Origin of the sequence: Cognatishimia maritima (genome assembly GCF_900129685.1) — a bacterium.
Taxonomy (GTDB): Bacteria; Pseudomonadota; Alphaproteobacteria; order Rhodobacterales; family Rhodobacteraceae; genus Cognatishimia; species Cognatishimia maritima.
Genome location: NZ_FQWM01000007.1, coordinates 153,849 through 172,500 on the forward strand (window position 1 = coordinate 153,849; position 18,652 = coordinate 172,500).

The 18,652-nt window shown below is 56.6% G+C and carries 18 protein-coding genes (1 of these 18 running past the window's edge); 11 read left to right on the top strand and 7 right to left on the bottom strand.

Going from position 1 to position 18,652, the window contains the following annotated elements:
- Positions 1–12 precede the first annotated feature (12 nt).
- From BUA39_RS14245 to ygiD, 5 genes are all read left to right on the top strand, one after another.
- Complete coding sequence (locus BUA39_RS14245) at positions 13–2,823, top strand: helicase-related protein (RefSeq protein ID WP_072793884.1); 2,811 nt, start codon at positions 13–15, stop codon at positions 2,821–2,823.
- A 73-nt stretch (positions 2,824–2,896) separates the two neighbouring features.
- Positions 2,897–3,274 (top strand): RNA-binding S4 domain-containing protein, encoded by a 378-nt coding sequence (locus tag BUA39_RS14250; RefSeq protein ID WP_072793909.1) that lies wholly within the window; start codon positions 2,897–2,899, stop codon positions 3,272–3,274.
- A 50-nt stretch (positions 3,275–3,324) separates the two neighbouring features.
- Positions 3,325–3,663, top strand: a complete 339-nt coding sequence (fdxA, locus tag BUA39_RS14255) for a ferredoxin FdxA (protein WP_072793885.1) — start codon at positions 3,325–3,327, stop codon at positions 3,661–3,663.
- Between the two features lie 278 nt (positions 3,664–3,941).
- Positions 3,942–4,451, top strand: coding sequence for a CarD family transcriptional regulator (locus tag BUA39_RS14260; RefSeq protein ID WP_072793886.1), 510 nt, complete (start codon positions 3,942–3,944; stop codon positions 4,449–4,451).
- A 167-nt stretch (positions 4,452–4,618) separates the two neighbouring features.
- Positions 4,619–5,437 (top strand): 4,5-DOPA-extradiol-dioxygenase, encoded by an 819-nt coding sequence (gene ygiD / locus BUA39_RS14265; protein WP_072793887.1) that lies wholly within the window; start codon positions 4,619–4,621, stop codon positions 5,435–5,437.
- A 39-nt stretch (positions 5,438–5,476) separates the two neighbouring features.
- Here ygiD and BUA39_RS14270 read toward each other — a convergent pair whose 3' ends face one another.
- Complete coding sequence (locus BUA39_RS14270) at positions 5,477–6,025, bottom strand: helix-turn-helix domain-containing protein (protein ID WP_072793888.1); 549 nt, start codon at positions 6,023–6,025, stop codon at positions 5,477–5,479.
- Between the two features lie 105 nt (positions 6,026–6,130).
- Here BUA39_RS14270 and BUA39_RS14275 point away from each other — a divergent pair, with 105 nt between their 5' ends.
- Positions 6,131–6,835, top strand: coding sequence for an AzlC family ABC transporter permease (locus BUA39_RS14275; protein WP_084604996.1), 705 nt, complete (start codon positions 6,131–6,133; stop codon positions 6,833–6,835).
- Positions 6,828–7,121, top strand: coding sequence for an AzlD family protein (locus BUA39_RS14280; protein WP_165610531.1), 294 nt, complete (start codon positions 6,828–6,830; stop codon positions 7,119–7,121). The genes BUA39_RS14275 and BUA39_RS14280 overlap by 8 nt, the downstream gene beginning before the upstream one ends.
- A gap of 1 nt (position 7,122) precedes the next feature.
- Here the strand turns inward: BUA39_RS14280 and cobS are convergent, their stop codons facing one another.
- Positions 7,123–7,869: an adenosylcobinamide-GDP ribazoletransferase gene (cobS, locus tag BUA39_RS14285; RefSeq protein WP_072793890.1), complete on the bottom strand. Its 747-nt coding sequence runs from the start codon at positions 7,867–7,869 to the stop codon at positions 7,123–7,125.
- 78 nt (positions 7,870–7,947) lie between these two features.
- Here cobS and cobT point away from each other — a divergent pair, with 78 nt between their 5' ends.
- A complete protein-coding gene (gene cobT, locus BUA39_RS14290) occupies positions 7,948–8,958 on the top strand; it encodes a nicotinate-nucleotide--dimethylbenzimidazole phosphoribosyltransferase (protein WP_072793891.1) in 1,011 nt (336 codons plus the stop codon).
- Between the two features lie 77 nt (positions 8,959–9,035).
- Here the strand turns inward: cobT and BUA39_RS14295 are convergent, their stop codons facing one another.
- Both BUA39_RS14295 and BUA39_RS14300 read right to left on the bottom strand, forming a co-directional pair.
- Positions 9,036–10,916, bottom strand: a complete 1,881-nt coding sequence (locus tag BUA39_RS14295; protein ID WP_072793892.1) for a cation:proton antiporter domain-containing protein — start codon at positions 10,914–10,916, stop codon at positions 9,036–9,038.
- 21 nt (positions 10,917–10,937) lie between these two features.
- Positions 10,938–11,393 carry an Lrp/AsnC family transcriptional regulator gene (locus BUA39_RS14300; protein WP_072793911.1) on the bottom strand — a complete coding sequence of 152 codons (456 nt, stop codon included), beginning with the start codon at positions 11,391–11,393 and terminating at the stop codon, positions 10,938–10,940.
- A gap of 147 nt (positions 11,394–11,540) precedes the next feature.
- Here BUA39_RS14300 and hppD point away from each other — a divergent pair, with 147 nt between their 5' ends.
- Positions 11,541–12,638: a 4-hydroxyphenylpyruvate dioxygenase gene (gene hppD / locus BUA39_RS14305; RefSeq protein WP_072793893.1), complete on the top strand. Its 1,098-nt coding sequence runs from the start codon at positions 11,541–11,543 to the stop codon at positions 12,636–12,638.
- Positions 12,639–12,701: 63 nt separating this feature from the next.
- Here the strand turns inward: hppD and BUA39_RS14310 are convergent, their stop codons facing one another.
- Positions 12,702–13,109, bottom strand: a complete 408-nt coding sequence (locus BUA39_RS14310) for a universal stress protein (protein WP_072793894.1) — start codon at positions 13,107–13,109, stop codon at positions 12,702–12,704.
- Between the two features lie 217 nt (positions 13,110–13,326).
- Between BUA39_RS14310 and BUA39_RS14315 the strand changes: the two genes are divergently transcribed.
- Positions 13,327–14,427, top strand: coding sequence for an acyltransferase family protein (locus tag BUA39_RS14315; protein WP_072793895.1), 1,101 nt, complete (start codon positions 13,327–13,329; stop codon positions 14,425–14,427).
- Here the strand turns inward: BUA39_RS14315 and BUA39_RS14320 are convergent.
- Entirely contained in the window at positions 14,384–16,555 is a 2,172-nt protein-coding gene (locus BUA39_RS14320; RefSeq protein ID WP_072793896.1) for a hypothetical protein, read from the bottom strand. The genes BUA39_RS14315 and BUA39_RS14320 overlap by 44 nt on opposite strands.
- Before the next feature lie 162 nt (positions 16,556–16,717).
- Between BUA39_RS14320 and BUA39_RS14325 the strand changes: the two genes are divergently transcribed.
- A complete protein-coding gene (locus BUA39_RS14325) occupies positions 16,718–17,413 on the top strand; it encodes an SIMPL domain-containing protein (protein ID WP_072793912.1) in 696 nt (231 codons plus the stop codon).
- 67 nt (positions 17,414–17,480) lie between these two features.
- On the opposite strand, the gene BUA39_RS14330 is transcribed toward BUA39_RS14325, so the two are convergent.
- A protein-coding gene (locus BUA39_RS14330; protein WP_072793897.1) for an O-acetylhomoserine aminocarboxypropyltransferase/cysteine synthase family protein crosses the window boundary here: on the bottom strand, positions 17,481–18,652 show its 3' portion. Its footprint extends 121 nt past the window's final position; only the last 1,172 of its 1,293 coding nucleotides appear in the window; the start codon falls outside the window, past its right edge — the gene reads right to left on this strand; the stop codon is at positions 17,481–17,483.

Here is an 18,652-nt window from a genome sequence, read left to right on the forward strand (position 1 = left end):
CAGGGGCGGGGCATGGCCGGACAAGGTCGGATCACGGCGGTCTTGGGGCCGACCAACACGGGCAAAACGCATCTGGCGATAGAGCGTATGCTGGGCCATCGCACTGGGGTGATCGGCCTGCCGCTACGGCTTTTGGCGCGAGAGGTTTACGACAAAATCGTTGCCGCACGTGGTCCGCGTGTTGTGGCGCTTGTCACCGGTGAAGAACGCATTGTTCCCCCAAAAGCACAATATTGGGTCTGCACGGTTGAGGCGATGCCCGAGGGCATGGGGTGCGATTTCCTTGCTGTCGATGAAATCCAACTCTGTGCCGATCCAGAACGCGGGCATGTGTTCACCGACCGATTGCTGCGCGCGCGGGGTTTGTATGAAACCATGTTCATGGGGTCTGACACCATGCGTGGCACGATTGCGGCGCTGGTGCCCGGAGCGGAATTCGTTCGTCGCGAACGCCTGAGCACGCTGAGCTATTCGGGCAGCCGCAAGATCAGTCGGATGCAACCCCGGTCCGCCATTGTCGGCTTCTCGGTTGATAACGTCTACGCCATTGCCGAACTCATCCGCCGGCAAAAAGGCGGGGCGGCAGTGGTGATGGGTGCGCTCAGCCCGCGCACACGTAACGCTCAGGTGGAACTCTATCAGAATGGCGATGTCGATTATCTGGTGGCGACGGACGCCATCGGCATGGGGTTGAACCTTGATATCGACCATGTGGCGTTCAGTTCGACGACAAAATTCGATGGCCGCCGGATGCGAGAGTTGATGCCCAATGAACTTGCACAGATCGCAGGCCGCGCCGGGCGGGGGATGAGCCATGGCACCTTTGGTGTCACAGGTGAGGCGCGTCCGTTGCACGAAGAGGTGGCCGAGGCGATTATGAACCATCGCTTCACACCAATCCGTAAGGTGAACTGGCGCAATGCGGACCTGCGGTTCGGCAAGTTGGAAGCGCTGATCGCTTCGCTTGAAGAAGCGCCTACCGATCCTTTGCTGATGAAGGCGCGCGAAGCGGATGACTTGGGAGCGTTGAAAACCCTAGCCCGAGACACCGAAGTTGCCGCCCGCGCCAGCGATGCGGCATCGGTGCGTTTGCTCTGGGATGTCTGCCGTATCCCCGATTTCCGAGGCATCAGTCACAATGAGCACGCCAGCCTCTTGCAGGGAATCTACGGCTATTTGCACGAAAAAGGCCGGATTCCGCGGGATTGGTTCGCGCGCCAAGTCTCAAGAATCGATAAAATCGACGGAAATATTGATACACTCTCCAAAAGATTGGCATTTATCCGCACATGGACCTATGTCGCGCAGCGAAATGGTTGGATTGACGACGAAAACCATTGGCGCGAGGAGACTCGCGCGGTAGAAGATCGCCTGTCAGATGCGCTGCATGCACGGTTGACAGAAAAATTTGTGGATCGCCGGACATCTGTGTTGTTGCGGCGGCTCAAACAGAAGGAGGCCCTTTTGGCCGATGTGAATGATAAAGGTGAAGTGACCATCGAAGGGGAGTTCGTTGGTCGTTTGGAAGGGTTCCGCTTTCAGGCAGACAAAAGCGCCGAAGGGGCAGAGGCAAAGACTCTGCGTCAGGCGAGCGTGTCCGCGCTGGCACCGCAGTTCCACCTACGGGCGGATCGCTTTTACAATGCACCCGATACTGAAATTGATTTTACCGAACAAGGCGGCCTGATGTGGGGCGAACATGCTGTGGGCAAATTGGTGGCCGGCAGTGACCCATTGAAACCGTCGATCAGCGTATTCGTCGATGATGAGGCAGGGCCGGAGGTCGCTCAGAAAGTAGAGCGCCGCCTGCAGCATTTCATTGACCGCAAGATCGCGGCTTTGTTTGAGCCGCTCTTGAACCTGTCGCGCGACGAAGAACTCTCTGGTCTGGCGCGTGGCTTTGCCTTCCGCATGGTCGAAGCGTTGGGCATCCTGCCGCGTGGCGAGGTTGCGCAGGAAGTCAAAGAGCTGGATCAAGATGCACGTGGCGCGCTGCGCAAACATGGCATTCGCTTTGGTCAGTTCACCATCTTTATGCCTTTGCTGCTGAAACCCGCGCCGACGCGCTTGCGGTTGGTGCTGTGGTCCCTGTCCAAAGGTCTGGATATCTTCCCAGAATCGCCACCTCCGGGGCTGGTTACCGTTCCGGCGGGCGAGGGCACACCAGAAGGCTACCACGCGATGGCGGGTTACCGCGCTGCGGGCGAACGCGCGATTCGTATCGATATGCTGGAACGTCTGGCAGACATGCTGCGTGCCGAGGACAGCCGGGGTGGTTTTGAAGCCAACCCAGATATGCTGTCGATCACCGGGATGACGCTCGAACATTTTGCCGACCTGATGCAGGGTCTTGGCTACAACGCCGAAAAGGGCGAGCGGGAAAAGGTCAAAGCCACGCCTGCGACCGATGCGGAAGCGACGGAAGTCTCTGAGACACCGGAAGATACGACACCCGAGACAACGTCTGAAGACACAGCTGTTGAAGCTGCGGCGCCAGAGGCACTAACCGAAGGTGCCGTCGCTGAAGATGCGCCTACCGAGGACGTCACTCCAGAGGTTGAAGTGTTCTACACCTTCACTTGGGGTGGCGGTCGTCGTCAAAATGCGAACCGTCGTCCGCAGGGTGGGCGTCGCGAAGGTCAAGGAAATCCAGGAGGCAAACCGGGCGGTAAACCGCGTGGCAAGCCACAGGGCAAAGGCGGCAAAGGCAAACCTCGGAATGAGGGTGCAAAGCAATTCAGCGCGCGCCCTCCGAAGAAGGAAAAAGCCATTGATCCAGACAACCCATTCGCCGCCGCGCTGATGGGCCTGAAAACCAAATGAGCCGACGCGCCATGCGTTGGACATTCAAAGGCGCGCCGTTGAGGCGCGCCTTTTGCCTGTCTGGGAACGCCGCATGAACGATGCAACGGCCAAACTACGTATCGACAAATGGTTGTGGTACGCGCGCTTCTTTAAGACGCGATCACTGGCGGCTAAAGTCGTTTCAGGCGGCCATGTGCGCGTGAACGGCCAAAAGATTGCCAAATCCAGCCATTCGATAAGTCCAGGTGACGTTCTGACCTTCCCTCAGGCCAAGGAAATCAGGGTGGTGCGGATCGAAGTGCTCGGGGAACGGCGTGGGCCAGCGCCCGAAGCGCAAACCCTGTACTTCGATATGACCGAACGTAAAGAAAAAATTCCGGCTTCTCCGCGATTTGAAGGAAAAGGACGCCCTTCAAAAAAGGATCGTCGCAATCTCGACCTTATGAAAAACACGCGGCTTGAAGATTAGGCGCGTCTGATTTAGCTAGACGGTCAAATACCTAGGATATCGATAGACCCATGACCTACGTTGTCACAGAGAACTGCATCGCTTGCAAATATACAGACTGCGTCGAAGTCTGCCCCGTGGACTGCTTCTACGAAGGCGAAAACACCCTGGTGATTCACCCGGATGAATGCATCGACTGTGGTGTTTGCGAACCTGAATGCCCCGCTGACGCAATCCGTCCGGACACAGAGCCGGATATGGAAAAATGGGTCGAGTTTAACCGCAAATACGCGGAAATCTGGCCCGTCATCATTTCCAAAAAAGAACCGATGCCGGGATATGAAGATCGCGACGGTGAAGAGGGCAAAATGGAGAAATACTTCTCCGAAGCGCCCGGTGAAGGCGGTTAAGCCTGATCTCAAATCGATTCGCGCGTGCAGCAGCTCTTTCTGCCGCGCAGAAACCGCGTAATAGTTTGAAAACGAACAGAAATACCCCCTCAGATGGTGGTTGCGCTTCTATTTGGGGTAATTTTGTGATACACTGTTGTTACAAATGATAAGACCCCGATGCCATCCCGCAGGCTGCTGCCACGGATGGTTTTTTGCGCCACAGCTTATCGAAGATGCGGAACGCGCTTTCTGCATTGGCGAGTTTTGCTGTGACGCGCTCTGTTAGGAAGGACTGCATGAGCAAAGCGAAGAAGAACGAATTCCGCCCGAATGACTACGTTGTTTATCCTGCGCATGGCGTGGGTCAGATCGTGTCGATCGAGGAGCAGGAAATCGCTGGGATCGAACTAGAGCTGTTTGTGATCTCTTTCGAAAAAGACAAGATGACGCTGCGGGTTCCGACCCATAAGGCGACCGAGATTGGTATGCGTAGCCTTAGCTCCCCAGACGTGATTGATCAGGCGATGAAAACGCTGAAAGGCAAGGCCAAGGTCAAGCGGGCCATGTGGTCGCGCCGGGCGCAGGAATACGAACAGAAAATCAACTCTGGTGATCTGATCGCCATCGCCGAAGTTGTGCGCGATCTGCATCGCACCGACGATCAGCGTGAGCAAAGCTATTCTGAACGTCAGCTCTACGAAGCCGCGCTGGAGCGTCTGACACGCGAAGTGGCTGCAGTGGCTGGCGGGGATGAGGTTCTGGCTGCCAAACAGGTCGACGACGTCCTGACCGCACGCGCTGCGTAAACAGCCATATCAGCAAGACAATCGGCCGCGTTCTAGGTAGGAGCGCGGCCTTTTTCTTTGCTGCATAGTTGGCAGCAGCCAAGGCAAACCTGCATATCTGAACAGTATCTGCGCGGGCACGGGGCTTGAGTGGAACTGGTTTTCCTTTGATATTTGCAATGGGGGGAATGCCTATGTCCATTCGCATCGAAGACCTAAAAACACGCTTTCAAAAAACCGAACGTATGCCGGTTGTGTTTCTCGGCCATGGGAACCCGATGCATGCCCTTGGCAACAACCCCTATGCCGATGCGTGGCAGCATCTCGGCCAAAGCCTGCCGCGCCCCAAGGCCATTCTTCTGGTCTCTGCCCATTGGATGAGCCGCGGCAGCCTGCTGGTGGATGTTTCGACGATGCCGCGCACGATCCACGATTTTCGCGGCTTTCCTCCCGCGCTTTATGAACAACAATATCCTGCACCCGGTCATCCCAAGTTGGCGCGCGAAGTCGTTGCTTTATTGTCGAGCCACCACGCCGAGGAAGATGAGACTTGGGGGCTGGATCATGGCTCTTGGGCCGTTTTGAAATGGCTTTACCCAGAAGCTGATGTTCCGGTGTTCCAACTTTCTATTGACATGAGCCGCCCTCTGGCGTGGCACCTTGAAGTCGGCGCGCAACTGGCTGAATTGCGGGATCGTGGCATTCTGATTTTGGGCAGCGGCAACCTGGTGCATAACCTGCGAAACTTGCGCTTTGACGGAGCACCGTTTGATTGGGCAGAAGGCTTTGATCAGTTCGTCGCCAATAAACTGACAGACAGAAATTTTGATGCATTGGCAGACAGGCGCGCAATGGGGCCATTGTTTGAACAGGCCCATCCGAGCTTTGATCACTACCTCCCCGCATTGACCGTCGCTGGTACGGTGCAACGTGATGACGAACTAGCTTTTATGAATGACTCCATAGATGCAGGCAGCATCTCGATGCGCAGCTTTATTTTTAGCTGAGTGCCGGGGAAGGGACGCAAACGGTGTTGAAATGCCCACTTAGGCTGGGCTTTCCATGGCGACGACTAGGTGAACTTGATCAGTCAGGGCTTCGTAGAAATGCGGCACATCGCCAGGGAAGCGATAATAATCGCCCCATGCTAGGGTCTCTGCGGAATCCTCGGGGCCGATCAGTGCTTGACCCGAAATCACGAAAATATGCTCCACGGTTCCGGCTGGATGCGCTTCGGCGTGTCGGACATCGCCCTTTGTGATGGTCGCCCGATACAGGTCGCGACAGCGGTTCGGCGGGCACTTGTCCAATATGATGGCCTGAAAAGCAGCGTTCTCTGAAGGGACGGGCGTGCCTTCATCGGCCCGCACAAGTTTGATGTCATTTGCTGGCATTTCAAACAAATGGCTGAAAGGCACCCCGAGAACCTTTGCAATGGCCCAAAGCGTTTCGATGTTGGGGTTCCCTTGGCCAGACTCCAGTTGCGAAAGCGTAGATTTGGCAAGCCCCGCCTGCTGCGCAAGCGCAGACAAGCTGATCCCAGCCTTGGAACGTTCGCGCTGAATCGCGCGGGCAATGAGGGTGGAGGGGGTCACGGTCTAGTCCTCAGTTGTTCGTTATGGCGAACATAGTTCGATTTGACAGCTTCGGCAATTCCGTTCATGTTGCCGAACAACGTTCGTTTCGATGAAAGGTGAGTCGTGTCAGAAACCAGAGATGCCCTGCGTGATATGGTGCCTGTGGCATCCGCCATCGCGCCTTATTCAGCGGTCTTTGGTGCACTTGCTGTCGATCAGGGTATGACGCTGACCGAATTGCTGGTGACCTCTGGCAGCATCTATGCCGTCGCCAGCCAATACGTGATGCTGGACCTGTGGGTCCAAGGCGTTCCAATCTGGTCCGTCCTGCTTGCAGTGCTGGCAGTGAATTTCCGCCACGTGCTTTATTCTGCAGCCTCCGTGCGCTGGTTGGCTGGGTTTTCCACTTGGCAAAAAGTGCTGGCATTTTTTCTATTGATCGACCCGCAATACGCCACCTGCGAGGCGCGTCACAAACGACGCCCCATCACGCCACGGTATTATTTCACCTATGCGCTTTGCATTTACGCAGTGTGGATGATCTCCAATCTGACTGGCGCGGTGTTTGGCCAGTTGCTCGGTGATGTCAGCCGCTTTGGGTTGGACCTGATGTTGCCCATGTTCTTTGCCACTTTGGTTATCAGCTTCCGCCAGACGTCTGGGTTTGCTGTGATCCTGATCACCAGCGTTGCGGTCTCTTTGATCAGCTATTTCACGATCGGTGCGCCCTGGCACATCACGTTGGGTGGAATCAGCGGGATCCTCATTGCTGCCCTGCGCAGTCGCCCCGCGCCAGCGACCCAAGGCAAGGATGCACAACATGTCTGATACCTATGTTCTGATCCTGCTCTGTGCAGTCGTCACCTATATTGTCCGCAGTGGCGGCTATGTGCTGATGTCCTATTTCGGAACAGTCAATCATAGGGTCGAGGCCGGGTTGAACGCTGTGCCTATTGCTGTGTTGTCTGCGCTTGTCGCACCGACGGTTCTTAACGGAGAGTGGCCGGATGCGGTTGCACTGATCTTTGTGTGTTTGCTGTCATTGCGGCTGTCGATGCTGCCAACCATTGCGCTAGGCGTGGTTTTCTTGGTGCTGCTGCGCCAGTATGCGTGAACTACGTAAGGGCCAGAAGGCTTACCAACAGAACAATCTGCTGCGTCGCGCCAAGAACATCGCCCGTTTGTCCACCAATTTTGCGATCCGCAAGCGTTCCGATTAGCCAAACCGCCAGCGCTGCCAACGCAACAAGTGTGATGGCAGCCCAACCAACGCAGATTAGCGCGATCAACGCACCGAGGCCTGCCGATAGCATGGCTGTTTTTGACGCAGGACGCCCCTGCGATTTCGAAAGCCCGGTGTCCCGTGCTTGGGGAAGGGCCGACATCACAGCAGGCATGCAGGCGCGCGACAGGGTTTCAACGGCCAACAGCGGCCAGAACCAGTTCCCTAGGGGCATGAGGCTTGCGACCGCCAGCCAACGCAGACCGATGGACAGGACCAGTGCCAAGACACCATAGGTGCCAATCTGGCTGTCTTTCATAATCGCCAAACGTTTCGCTGGATCAAACCCGCCCCAAAAGCCATCTGCGCAATCGGCCAACCCGTCTTCGTGCATCGCGCCGGTCAGGACAACTGTTGTTGCAATCCAGAGCCCGGCCGCAATCTCTGCCGCAAGTCCCAACCAAAGAGCGACGCAAGCGACCAATGCGGCCCCGAGCGAGACGGCGATCCCAGCGACTGGATAGGCCCAAGCGGCTTGCGCGCTGCGGGTGAACTCTGCCTTTACCGGCAGGCGCGTCAAAAGCGAAAGCGCGGTCAGGATATCTTTGCCCGCAACCAGCGACATGTCGTCCTTTTGCATTGCGATGTCCCTTCCAGACTTGTTCCGCGCGTTCCATCAGGTAAACAGCTTGCCAGCCCGAGACAACAGGAGCCAGCCATGACTGCCGCTTTTTCCACCTTGAATGAATTCCGTTCCTTGCTGACAAGCGCCCCTGCGCCGGATGCAAAAGCTCTGGGAGAAGCAGAAGAGCGCAACGCACAGCTGACAAAACCGCCGGGTGCACTGGGTCGTCTTGAGGATCTGGCGATCTGGTATGGCAGTTGGCGCGGAAATCCTCGCCCGGAAATCGCCAATCCGCAGGTGATTGTGTTTGCAGGCAACCATGGGGTGACAGCGCAAGGCGTCTCGGCGTTCCCGGCGGAGGTCACCGAGCAGATGGTGTTGAATTTCCAGCATGGCGGCGCGGCGATCAACCAATTGTCCCGCGCGGCGGGCGCAAAACTGTCGGTGCATGCGCTTGATCTGGACACCCCAACGGCTGATTTCACCCAAGGCCCGGCGATGAGCGAAGACGAGGTCGTCGCGGCGCTTCTGACGGGCTGGAATGCGGTTGATGATAATACCGATCTGTTGGTGGTCGGCGAAATGGGCATCGGCAACACGACCTCTGGCGCGGCAATTCTGAACGCGCTTTATGGTGGCGAGGCCGCAGACTGGGTTGGACGCGGTACCGGCGTCGACGATGCTGGCCTTGCCAATAAAGCGCGTGTTGTGGGCGAAGGCCTCGCTGCGAATCCGGACCGTGCAGGTCTTGAGGTTCTGCGTTGCCTCGGCGGGCGCGAACTGGCAGCGATGGCCGGGGCCATTGCCAAAGCCCGCGTCGCGCGTATTCCTGTCATTCTGGATGGCTTCATCTGCACGGCGGCCGCCGCGACGCTGGTCGCCGAAAGCGACGATGCTTTGGATCATGCAGTGGCAGGCCACGTGTCGGCAGAAGCCGCGCATTTCAACGTGCTAAAGAACCTCGGCAAAGAGCCGCTTCTGGCGATGAACATGCGCCTTGGCGAAGCTTCCGGCGGCGCGCTTGCGATCAATATTCTGAAATCTGCTGTCGCTTGTCACTCTGGCATGGCCACCTTCGCCGAAGCGGGCGTGTCTGAAGCCTAATCATTCACCATTGTGAAATACTCTGGGTGAGGGGAGAAAGCCTGCTTTCTCTCCGAGGCGCAAAGCCCCTGAATTGATCATTCTGCGGCGGTCGGTTTTTCCAGCTGCGCGGTGAGCAACGTCTGCAGATCTTCTTCCAACTCTTTCACACGCGCGCGGTATTCCGCGTTTTGCGCGCCTGGGTTTTTCGGGTCCCAGAGCTTTGCCAACTCCCTGACCGCGTGGCGATCGTGGTGATAAAAAGTCTGTTCGGCTTGGCTGGCTTCGTATTCCGTTAGGCCGACGTTTTCCAAAACATAGCGACCAGCGCGAAGGCTGCTGTCAAACATCTCGCGGACAATGTCGTTGGCCCCAGCTTGATAGAGTTTGAAAACCTCAACACGATCCCGAGCACGCGCGACGATATGGAGGTCGGGCCGTTCACGGCGGGCGTGTTCGACCAGTTTGATCGTTGCTTTCGGATCATCCAACGCGACCACCAAAACCCGCGCCTCATCCAGACCTGCCGCATGCAAAAGCTCAGGGCGCGTCGGGTCGCCGAGAAAGCTTTTCACGCCAAAGCTGCGCATGGCTTGGATCGTTTCCATATTGTGGTCCAGAACCACCGTGCTGAAACCAGATGCCCGCACCAAGCGGTTCACGATTTGACCAAAGCGACCAATCCCCGCGATGATGACCTGCCCGGTTTCATCAATTTCCTCTGCTGCCGTTTCGGGGTGATCCTCTTTCATACGTTTGGACACGACTTCGTAAAGAATAAACATCAGTGGCGTGATAAGCATCGACAGCGCCACCACCAGCAAGAGCGTTTCACTCAGTGGGGTCGGCAGCACATGCTGTTGGACGGCGAAAGAGATCAACACAAAGCCAAATTCCCCGGCCTGTGCCAGACCCAGCGCAAAGAGCCAGCGGTTGCGGCTTTTCAGTTTGAAGGCGAGGCCCAAGCCATAAAGGACCAGCATCTTGATCGCGATGACAGCCATGGTCAGGCCAAGAATGTTGACCGGGTCCTTCAGCAGCGTATTGAAATCAATCTGCGCGCCAACGGTGATGAAAAAGAGGCCGAGCAGCAGGCCCTTGAAGGGCTCGATATCGCTTTCAAGTTCGTGCCGGAATTCCGAGTTGGCCAGAACCACGCCCGCCAAGAAGGTGCCAAGCGCAGGCGATAGGCCCACAAGCGTCATCAGAACGGCAATGCCAATCACGATCAGAAGGGCCGTGGCGGTGTAGATTTCACGAAGATGCGCACCAGCAATGAATTTGAACAGCGGGCGGATCAGGTAGGTTCCAGCCAGAACGACGGCGGCAATCGCGCCAATCGTGACCAATGTGACCCCCCATCCGGGCAGCCCTTCGACCAGCGACAAGGAATGGTGCCCCGCATCATGGGCCGCATCGGAAGCGCGCTTGACCGACCCATCTGGTGCAAAGCTCGCTGTGGCGGGCAACGCCAGAAGCGGCAACAGGGCCAGCATTGGGATAACGGCAATATCCTGTGTCAGCAAAACAGCAAAGGTCGAGCGTCCGCCTGATGTTTGCATCAACCCTTTCTCCGCAAGCGTCTGCAATACAATTGCCGTCGAGGACAGGGCGAAGATCAGGCCCACGGCCAAAGAGATGCTCCAGACATAGCCTAAAAACAGCATGCCACCGGCGATGGCCATGGTGGTCAGGGTAATCTGCAACCCACCTAGCCCCAGCAGCTTGTGCCGCATGTCCCACAGCGCGCGCGGTTCAAGTTCCAACCCAATCAGGAACAGCATCATTACCACGCCAAATTCCGCGAAATGCTGCAGGTCCGTGGTCTCGGCGCCACCAATGAAGCCAAAGATCGGCCCGATAACAATGCCGGCGATCAAATAGCCCAGCACCGAGCCAAGGCCAAACCGCACGGCAAGTGGAACGGCCAGCACGGCGGCAAGCAAAAACATTGTGGCTTCGAGTAGAAAACTTTCCATTATGGCTCCAGGGCGGTCGGATCAAATTGGCAGAGGGGCGTCGTGTTTGAACTGGTCCATCACGATCTGACTCTGTACGCGGCTAACCGCAGAATGCGGCAAAAGGATTTCATGGATCAAGGTGTTAAGCGCCTGCAAATCTGCACAAAAAACACGCAACATGTAGTCAGCTTCCCCGGTCAGCGTCCATGCGCTGATCACTTCGGGGCGTGTGGCGATCAACCGTGCGATGCTTTTGGCCTGATCTGGACCATGCGTGCCGAGCTGAATTTGCACAAAGGCTTGGACGTGCAGGCCCAACCGCTGGGGGTCCAGCTTTGCAGCGTAGCTTTTGATCAGCCCCTCGGCCTCTAGTCGTTGTCGACGCCGCCCGGCCTGACTTGGTGAGAGATGCAGAATATCCCCCAACTCTTGCGCGGTCAGATGTGCATTGTGTTGCAATGCGGCAAGCAGCCTTTTGTCTGTTTCATCAATCATCATGCGCGTTTTCCGCAAGTTTCATGTCACTTTCGTGAATGCTACGCGAAAATTGCCGAAACTGCACGTCATTTCGCGGACTCCCCGCCCGGTCATAGGACTATCATTGTCGCAGCGAACAAACCCCACCTAAAACAGGAGCATCCGATGGGTCCGTTTCCACATGACGCGCCACGTGCAGAGATATCCGATTATAACCCGGCCGGGACCGATGGTTTTGAATTTGTCGAATTCGCCCATCCCGAGCCGGAAGAGCTGCGCGCGCTATTTGCGCGGATGGGCTACACCCATGTTGCCAATCATAAGTCGAAAGCAATCGAGCTTTGGCAGCAGGGCGACATTACATACGTGCTGAACAATGAACCCGGCAGCTATGCATTGAAGTTTGTCGAAGAGCACGGCCCCTGTGCCCCTTCCATGGGCTGGCGCGTGGTCGACGCGCAAAAGGCGTTCGAGCACGCAGTGTCCAAAGGCGCAGAGCCTTACGAGGCGGATGACAAAACATTGGATTGGCCCGCGATCAAAGGCATTGGTGGCTCTCTGATCTATTTTACTGACCAGTATTATGACACGTCGCCCTTCAACCAAGAATTTGACTGGATCACCCAATCTAAACCAGAAGGCGAGGGTTTCTTCTACCTCGATCACCTGACCCACAACGTGTTCAAAGGCAATATGGACAAGTGGTTCAAGTTCTACGGTGACCTGTTCAACTTCCGCGAAATCCGTTTCTTCGACATCGAAGGCAAATACACGGGTCTGTTTTCACGCGCATTGACCAGCCCTTGCGGCAAAATCCGCATTCCAATCAATGAAGATCGCGGTGAGACCGGTCAGATTGTCAGCTACCTGAAAAAGTACAACGGCGAAGGCATTCAACACATCGCGGTGGGGTCTGACGACATTTATGCTTCCGTTGACGCGATCGCTGACAAAGGCGTGAAATTCATGCCGGGGCCACCAGAGACCTATTATGCCCTTTCCAAAGAGCGTGTGGTTGGTCACGAGGAACCGCTCGACCGGATGATGAAACACGGTATCCTGATTGATGGCGAAGGCGTAGTGGACGGCGGTGAGACAAAGATCTTGCTGCAGATATTCTCTAAAACCGTGATCGGGCCAATCTTCTTTGAGTTCATTCAGCGCAAAGGCGACGATGGCTTTGGCGAAGGGAACTTCAAAGCGCTGTTTGAAAGCATCGAACAAGAGCAGATCGACAACGGTGAGATTCAGGCCGCAAGCTGATCTTTTGCCCATGTAAATTGCGGGCGGCGAGGCAATCGCCGCCCGTTTCGTATTCGTGTCGTCTTAGCGCAGAACGACCACGCAGCATTTCGCATGTCGTACGACGCGCGCAGCGGTGGAGCCGATCAGATAGTCGCTGAATTCTGGCTTGTGCGACGTGATGATAATACAGTCGACGTCAGCATTGTGCGCATAGTCGAGAATTGTGCGATAGCTATGCCCAGAGACAACCACAGGCTCGATATCCGCGCTGTCGCCCAGGTCCGCCTTCAGGGCCCCTTCGGCTTCGGCAGCGCGCCCTTCGTAGATATCGCTTGGTACCTGCGAGCGCACGAAGTCGGGGATCGCTTCCAAAACCGTTAGCGCTGTGATTTTACCGTCTTGCGCAACCAGTTTGCGCGCCATGGCGAGCGCTTGTTTGTAGGATGTGCTGTGATCGGGTGCGACCGGGATCAGAATATTCTTATACATAGGACCCTCCTAAGAAATTCCATTTGTTGCTACGGCCAACGAATGGTTTCCGCCACGTGTCGGCCAAGGGCGGCATGTTGCACCCTTTGCAGGTAGATTATGCCGAGTGATGACTCGGCGCCTTGATGCAAATCAGATTGTCTGTGAATGCTGTTGCCTATTGTGCGCCCGCCTGTTCGCAACAAGTTGTTAACTTTAATGGCGCAGGTTTTGCGTTATGGCTGCGCCCCGCCAATATTTTTCCGAACTCGATTTGCTACGCTTTTTTGCGGCGCTTTTGGTGTTGTTGAACCATTTTGCAGCCATTGCATTGGGCGATCCCCATCTGGCCATAGACAAGGAAGCCGCCGCGCAAGTGGTGGCATTTCCATTCCTCCGCCCGTTTCTTGGGGTTGGGGCGGTTGGGGTTCAGATCTTTTTTGTGCTGTCTGGGTTCGTGATTGCCAAAAGCGCTGAGGGTTTGGGTGGGAGGTCCGGAGCGCGCCGCTTTATAACGGCGCGCGCGCTGCGCATTCTGCCTGCGCTTTGGCTATCGACGGCGATTGGGGCCACGGCATTGTTGCTTAGCGGGGTCGACGTAGCGCAAGTGATCGAGCGCGCATTGCGCTCGGTTTTTCTTTCGCCCATCGGTCCCTATGTCGATGGGGTCATTTGGACGCTTGTCGTCGAGATTGTTTTCTACGGCTGTGTTTGTCTTTTGATCTTGCAACAACGCGGTGCCGATTTGACGCGCTTCGCGCGATGGCTGGGAAGCGTGAGCAGCCTCTATCTTTTTGTGTTCTTTGACCTGGACTGGTCCGGCGCCGAAAGCGCGGTCGCGCATCTCAACGGGTTTGAATACAAAGTTTTGCTGCTGCGCCATGGCGTCTTCTTTGCCCTCGGGATCTTGCTTTGGTCGGCACGGTCCCACGGGCTGCACCGCCATTTTCTGTGGTTGATGGTGTTTTGCGCTGCTGGGCTGTTAGAGATCGGACTGTTGATGAAGGCGCATGGGGTGGGGGTTCTCAGCGCGTGGTTCTTGTTTGCTGCCGCTCTGCTGTTGATTGCGCGATCCGGATTAGGTGTCGCAAACCGCAGAAGTTCACACTGGCTTCGGTTTCTTGGCGCGCTCAGCTATCCGCTGTATCTGAACCATTACACATTGGGGATGTGCGCAGCCGCGATGACGACTTCCTTGACCATGCCCGAGGTCATGCGCTTTTGCATTGTTTTTGGTTTGGTCGCCGGTGTCTCGCTAGCGGTCCTGCGTGCAGAGCAAGCCCTACGCAAAACCCTTAGCCGCGCGGCATTTTTAAGACGATTGTCCGTCCGCCTTTGACATAGTGCAATTCGGTGGTGTTGATGGCTGCGACACGGCCACCATCAATCCGGTCACCGATCTGGACTTTCTTATAACGTCCGCTCGAAAGTCGCACCAGCGCGCGCCGGTCGTTGGAGGCCCCATAGACCCCGATCAAGTTCACCTTGCGCAGATTGATCGCGTTTTCCTGCGTTGCGTTGCGTGCGACCGATGCTGTTGTCGGGATGCTTGGTTGCACGGTTTCACTGCGCGGCACAGCGACCGAGGCCAGTTGCTCTTTCTGTGCGCGCACGGTGCTTGCAAAATCCGAAGGGCGCACTTGTGGGCGAATGCTGGCCATAACGGCTTGATCCGTGGCCAAGGCAATGGCGTTAGGATCAATCGAAACGACTTGAACCAAGCCTTCCGGGCGAAGTTTCGGGCGAATACCGGCCAATTCCAACCGGGTGCTTCCCCCCAATGTGGCGCGCTCATTCTGTTCGATCAGGTCGGAAGGACGTGCCTTTGGACGAAAGGCCGCGAGGCGGGCAAGTTCTGCATCAACTTCGGCCGCCATTTCCTCTTGCGCTTCTTCTTGGATCTGGGTCCGATCTGGGAAAGACGGCGGCAGAGATGCCGGCTTACCAAGATAGACCAAGATCCCCTCCGGAGAAATCGCACCCTCTGCCGTGGCAACAACCAATCCCCGTTCGTCCAGATCAATTGTCGTTCCGGCTGCCACCGGGTTGTTCTGGCGCGCGACATCTGGGTCGATGGTGAAGCTGTCCGCCGAGGGCAGCGCAATCGCGTCGTGGGTTTGTTGCACTGGCTCAAAAGACGCGAGGTATATCGCCTCGGAGTTTTCTGACACGTCTTCCTGTGGGGCAATGGGTTGCGCGGGTGCGCGGTCCCAAATGCCGGTCGCGGCATAGATCGTTTCGCTGGTCGGAGAGGGCAGGGCCGCTTCCATCACCGGATCAATCAAAACACCTTCATTGTCATCCAGCGCTTCGATCTCAGCGGAATCTGTCACGCTTTCCTCAGAAACAGGAGGCAGCGCCGTGGTTTCAAACGTATTGTCCGTTTCGGGTAAGAGTTCGATGGTTTCCACGTTGTTGCCAGCGCCCCAAAGACCCGCAAGACCATCCTCGGATGTCATGCTTGACCAGAGTGCGACAGCAGCAAGAAAGACCAAGAGGATCACAATCAGGATCACACCGAGGTAACGGGGTTTGCCGCCCTCCGCTGGCTGAGCTTGGATTGTCTGAATGCTCGCCGTTGCATCAGCAGAGCCCGCGACCTCGGCAACAACGGTCGATGTTGGGGGTTTTTCGGCACCGCCAACACGCGCCGCCCCACGTGGCCGGGTATTGGTCACGGGTTCGGGGCGTTTCTTGAGGCCCGCAATCAGGGTTGCCGTATCAAACCGTGGTTCCTGCGCAGACAAGGCACTCGCGGGTTCCAGTCCGGTTTCAGTTGCCGACTGCCCAGAAACTGCAGGCGCACCAGTCGCCGACTGTGTTCGCGTTGCACCGCCGAGTTTGCCAGCAGCCCCCTCGGTCGCCGACGTCGAGAGGCGCGACGACGAAAACGGCGGGGGCGGGTCATCGACGGGGTCTGGCAACGGTCCGCTTGATACAACCTCAATCGGTGCATCGTCCGGGGTGATCACCTTTGGGTCATCGACAAGTTTCGCGGCCTCTTGGGTTAAGCCAAAAAACGGCTCCGCGTTGAATTGATCCGCTGTCGGCTGGGCAACAAAACAGACAGGTGAAAACCCATGTTCTAGGGCAAAGCTTTCAGCCTCTGCCAGCGTTTCGCGCGCCACTATCGCAACGTCCACACCATCTTCGGTTTCGACAAAATCATAGGCGAGTTCATCCAGCGTATATGGCGTGGCCTCGGCCACCGCTGCAGCGATTTCTTCGTCTTGATCGCTCTTTAAACCGGCAAGTGCAATGTACTTGATCTGGTCATTTGGCAGGACGATTTTGCAAAGTGCCTGACCGTCTGCTTGATCTTCGCCCAGACCGCGCAGCTTCGCGAGTGCGGCTTCAAGATCGACATGTTCAAGAGGGACCTCGCCCAAGTTGTGCCACCCTGCATCGACGCGACACAGGAATCGGATGCCTTCAAATGAGAGGGACAGGGCAAAGTCAGGTTTCATAGTAAGGCTCTAGCATTCGATCAGGGTTGGCAAAAGATTTTGCCATTTGCGCCAGCGATTTATAGCAGGAAATCGCCGAAGGGGAAGGAAAAGCCCTTTATGGGCAAGCATTTTCCGAAACAGCCGACTAAGGTCAATTCTGTCCGAATTGAGGAGCGAGACATGCTGAAATTGAAGACGTTTGCGGTGATGGCGGCGCTGGCACTGCCCGCTGTTGCGCATTGCGGAGAGATTGTGGTTCAGGGCCGTGGGGTTGTTGAGCAAGCCCCAGATATGGCGACCCTGATGCTGGGCGCGCGCTATCAGGCGTATACCGCGCGCGAGGCGATGGATCAGGTCAATCAGCGCACGCAGGCTGCCATTGACATCATGCTGCGCCTCGGGGTGGAGCCACGGGATATGCAAACCGGTAACCTCTATCTGAACCCGGTGTGGGAGCGCGGTGATAACCGGATCGATGTTGCGCGCATCAAAGGTTATGAGGCAGGCAATCAATTGTCGGTCAAAATTCGCGACCTCAGTCTGCTCGGGCAGGCGCTGGATGAGATGGTCAGCGATGGGGTCAATGCCTTTAACGGGCTTAGTTTTGGGCTGCAGGACCCGACCGAGGCCACAAACGAAGCCCGACGCAGAGCAGTCGAGGATGCTGTGGCAAAGGCGGAACTTTACGCAGATGCCGCAGGGGTTGAACTGGGTGCAATTCGATCGATCAGCGAGGGCGGTATCTCGATGCCCCAACCCCGGTTCATCGCCCGTGCAGAGATGGCAATGGATTCTGGCGTACCGATCTCCGAAGGAGAGCTCAGCACGCAGGCAACAGTGTCCATCGTGTTTGAGATCGCAGACGACGACGCGTAGGGCGACGCCAACTGTGCAACGGAAAACGGGCCGCCGATTGGCGGCCCGTATAGTTTTCTTGTCTGACTTAGGCCGTCGCTTTTGTGAGCGCTTGATCCAGGTCAGCGATGATGTCGTCTGCATCTTCGATCCCAATGGACACGCGCACAACATTGGGGCTCGCGCCTGCTGCCTCTTGCTGTTCTGGGGTCAACTGGCGGTGTGTCGTGGACGCCGAATGAATGATCAATGACCGGGTATCGCCAAGGTTCGCGACATGGCTAAACAGCTCCAAGCTATCCACCAATTTCACACAGGCGTCATAGCCGCCCTTGACCGCGAAAGTGAACAGAGCGCCTGCGCCTTTCGGGCAGATCTTTTCGATCCGGTCATAATAGGGTGAGCTTTCAAGACCTGCATAGGTCACATAGTCGATACGGTCATCGTTCTCGAGCCATTGCGCAACTTTCTTGGCGTTGGCGACGTGCTTGTCCATGCGCAAAGAAAGAGTTTCGATACCCATTAGTGTGTAGTGCGCACCTTGTGGGTTCATCGTCATGCCCAGATCGCGCAGACCGACGGCAATAGAGTGGAACGTGTAAGCCATCGGACCGAGCGCTTCGCCAAAGCACAGGCCGTGATAGGCAGGCTCTGGCTTGGACAGGGATGGGAACTTGTCGTTCTGCATCCAGTCAAATTTGCCACTATCAATGACAGCGCCGCCAGTGACCGTCCCGTTGCCGGTCAGGTATTTGGTGGTCGAATGCACAACCAGCGTTGCGCCCAAAGCAATCGGGTTGCAAAGGTAAGGCGTTGCCGAGGTGTTATCGACAATCAGAGGAATGCCTGCCTTGTCCGAAATTGCTGCAATGGCGGGGATATCCGTGATGTAGCCGCCGGGGTTGGCGATGGATTCACAAAACACAGCGCGGGTATTTTCATCAATCGCGCCTTCCACTGCGGCGAGATCGTCAAAATCGACAAACTTTGCGGACCAGCCAAAGCGTTTGATCGTCTGGCTCAGCTGCGTAACAGAGCCGCCGTAGAGCCGACTAGAGGCCACAACATTGCAGCCCGGACCCATCAGCGGAAACAGAGCCATGATCTGCGCGGCATGTCCAGACGAACAGCAGATACCGCCGACGCCACCTTCCAAATGGGTGATCCGTTCAGCCAGCGCGCTGACCGTTGGGTTGGTCAGGCGCGAATAAATATTGCCGACTTCAGCAAGGTTGAACAGATTGGCCGCATGTTCTGAGT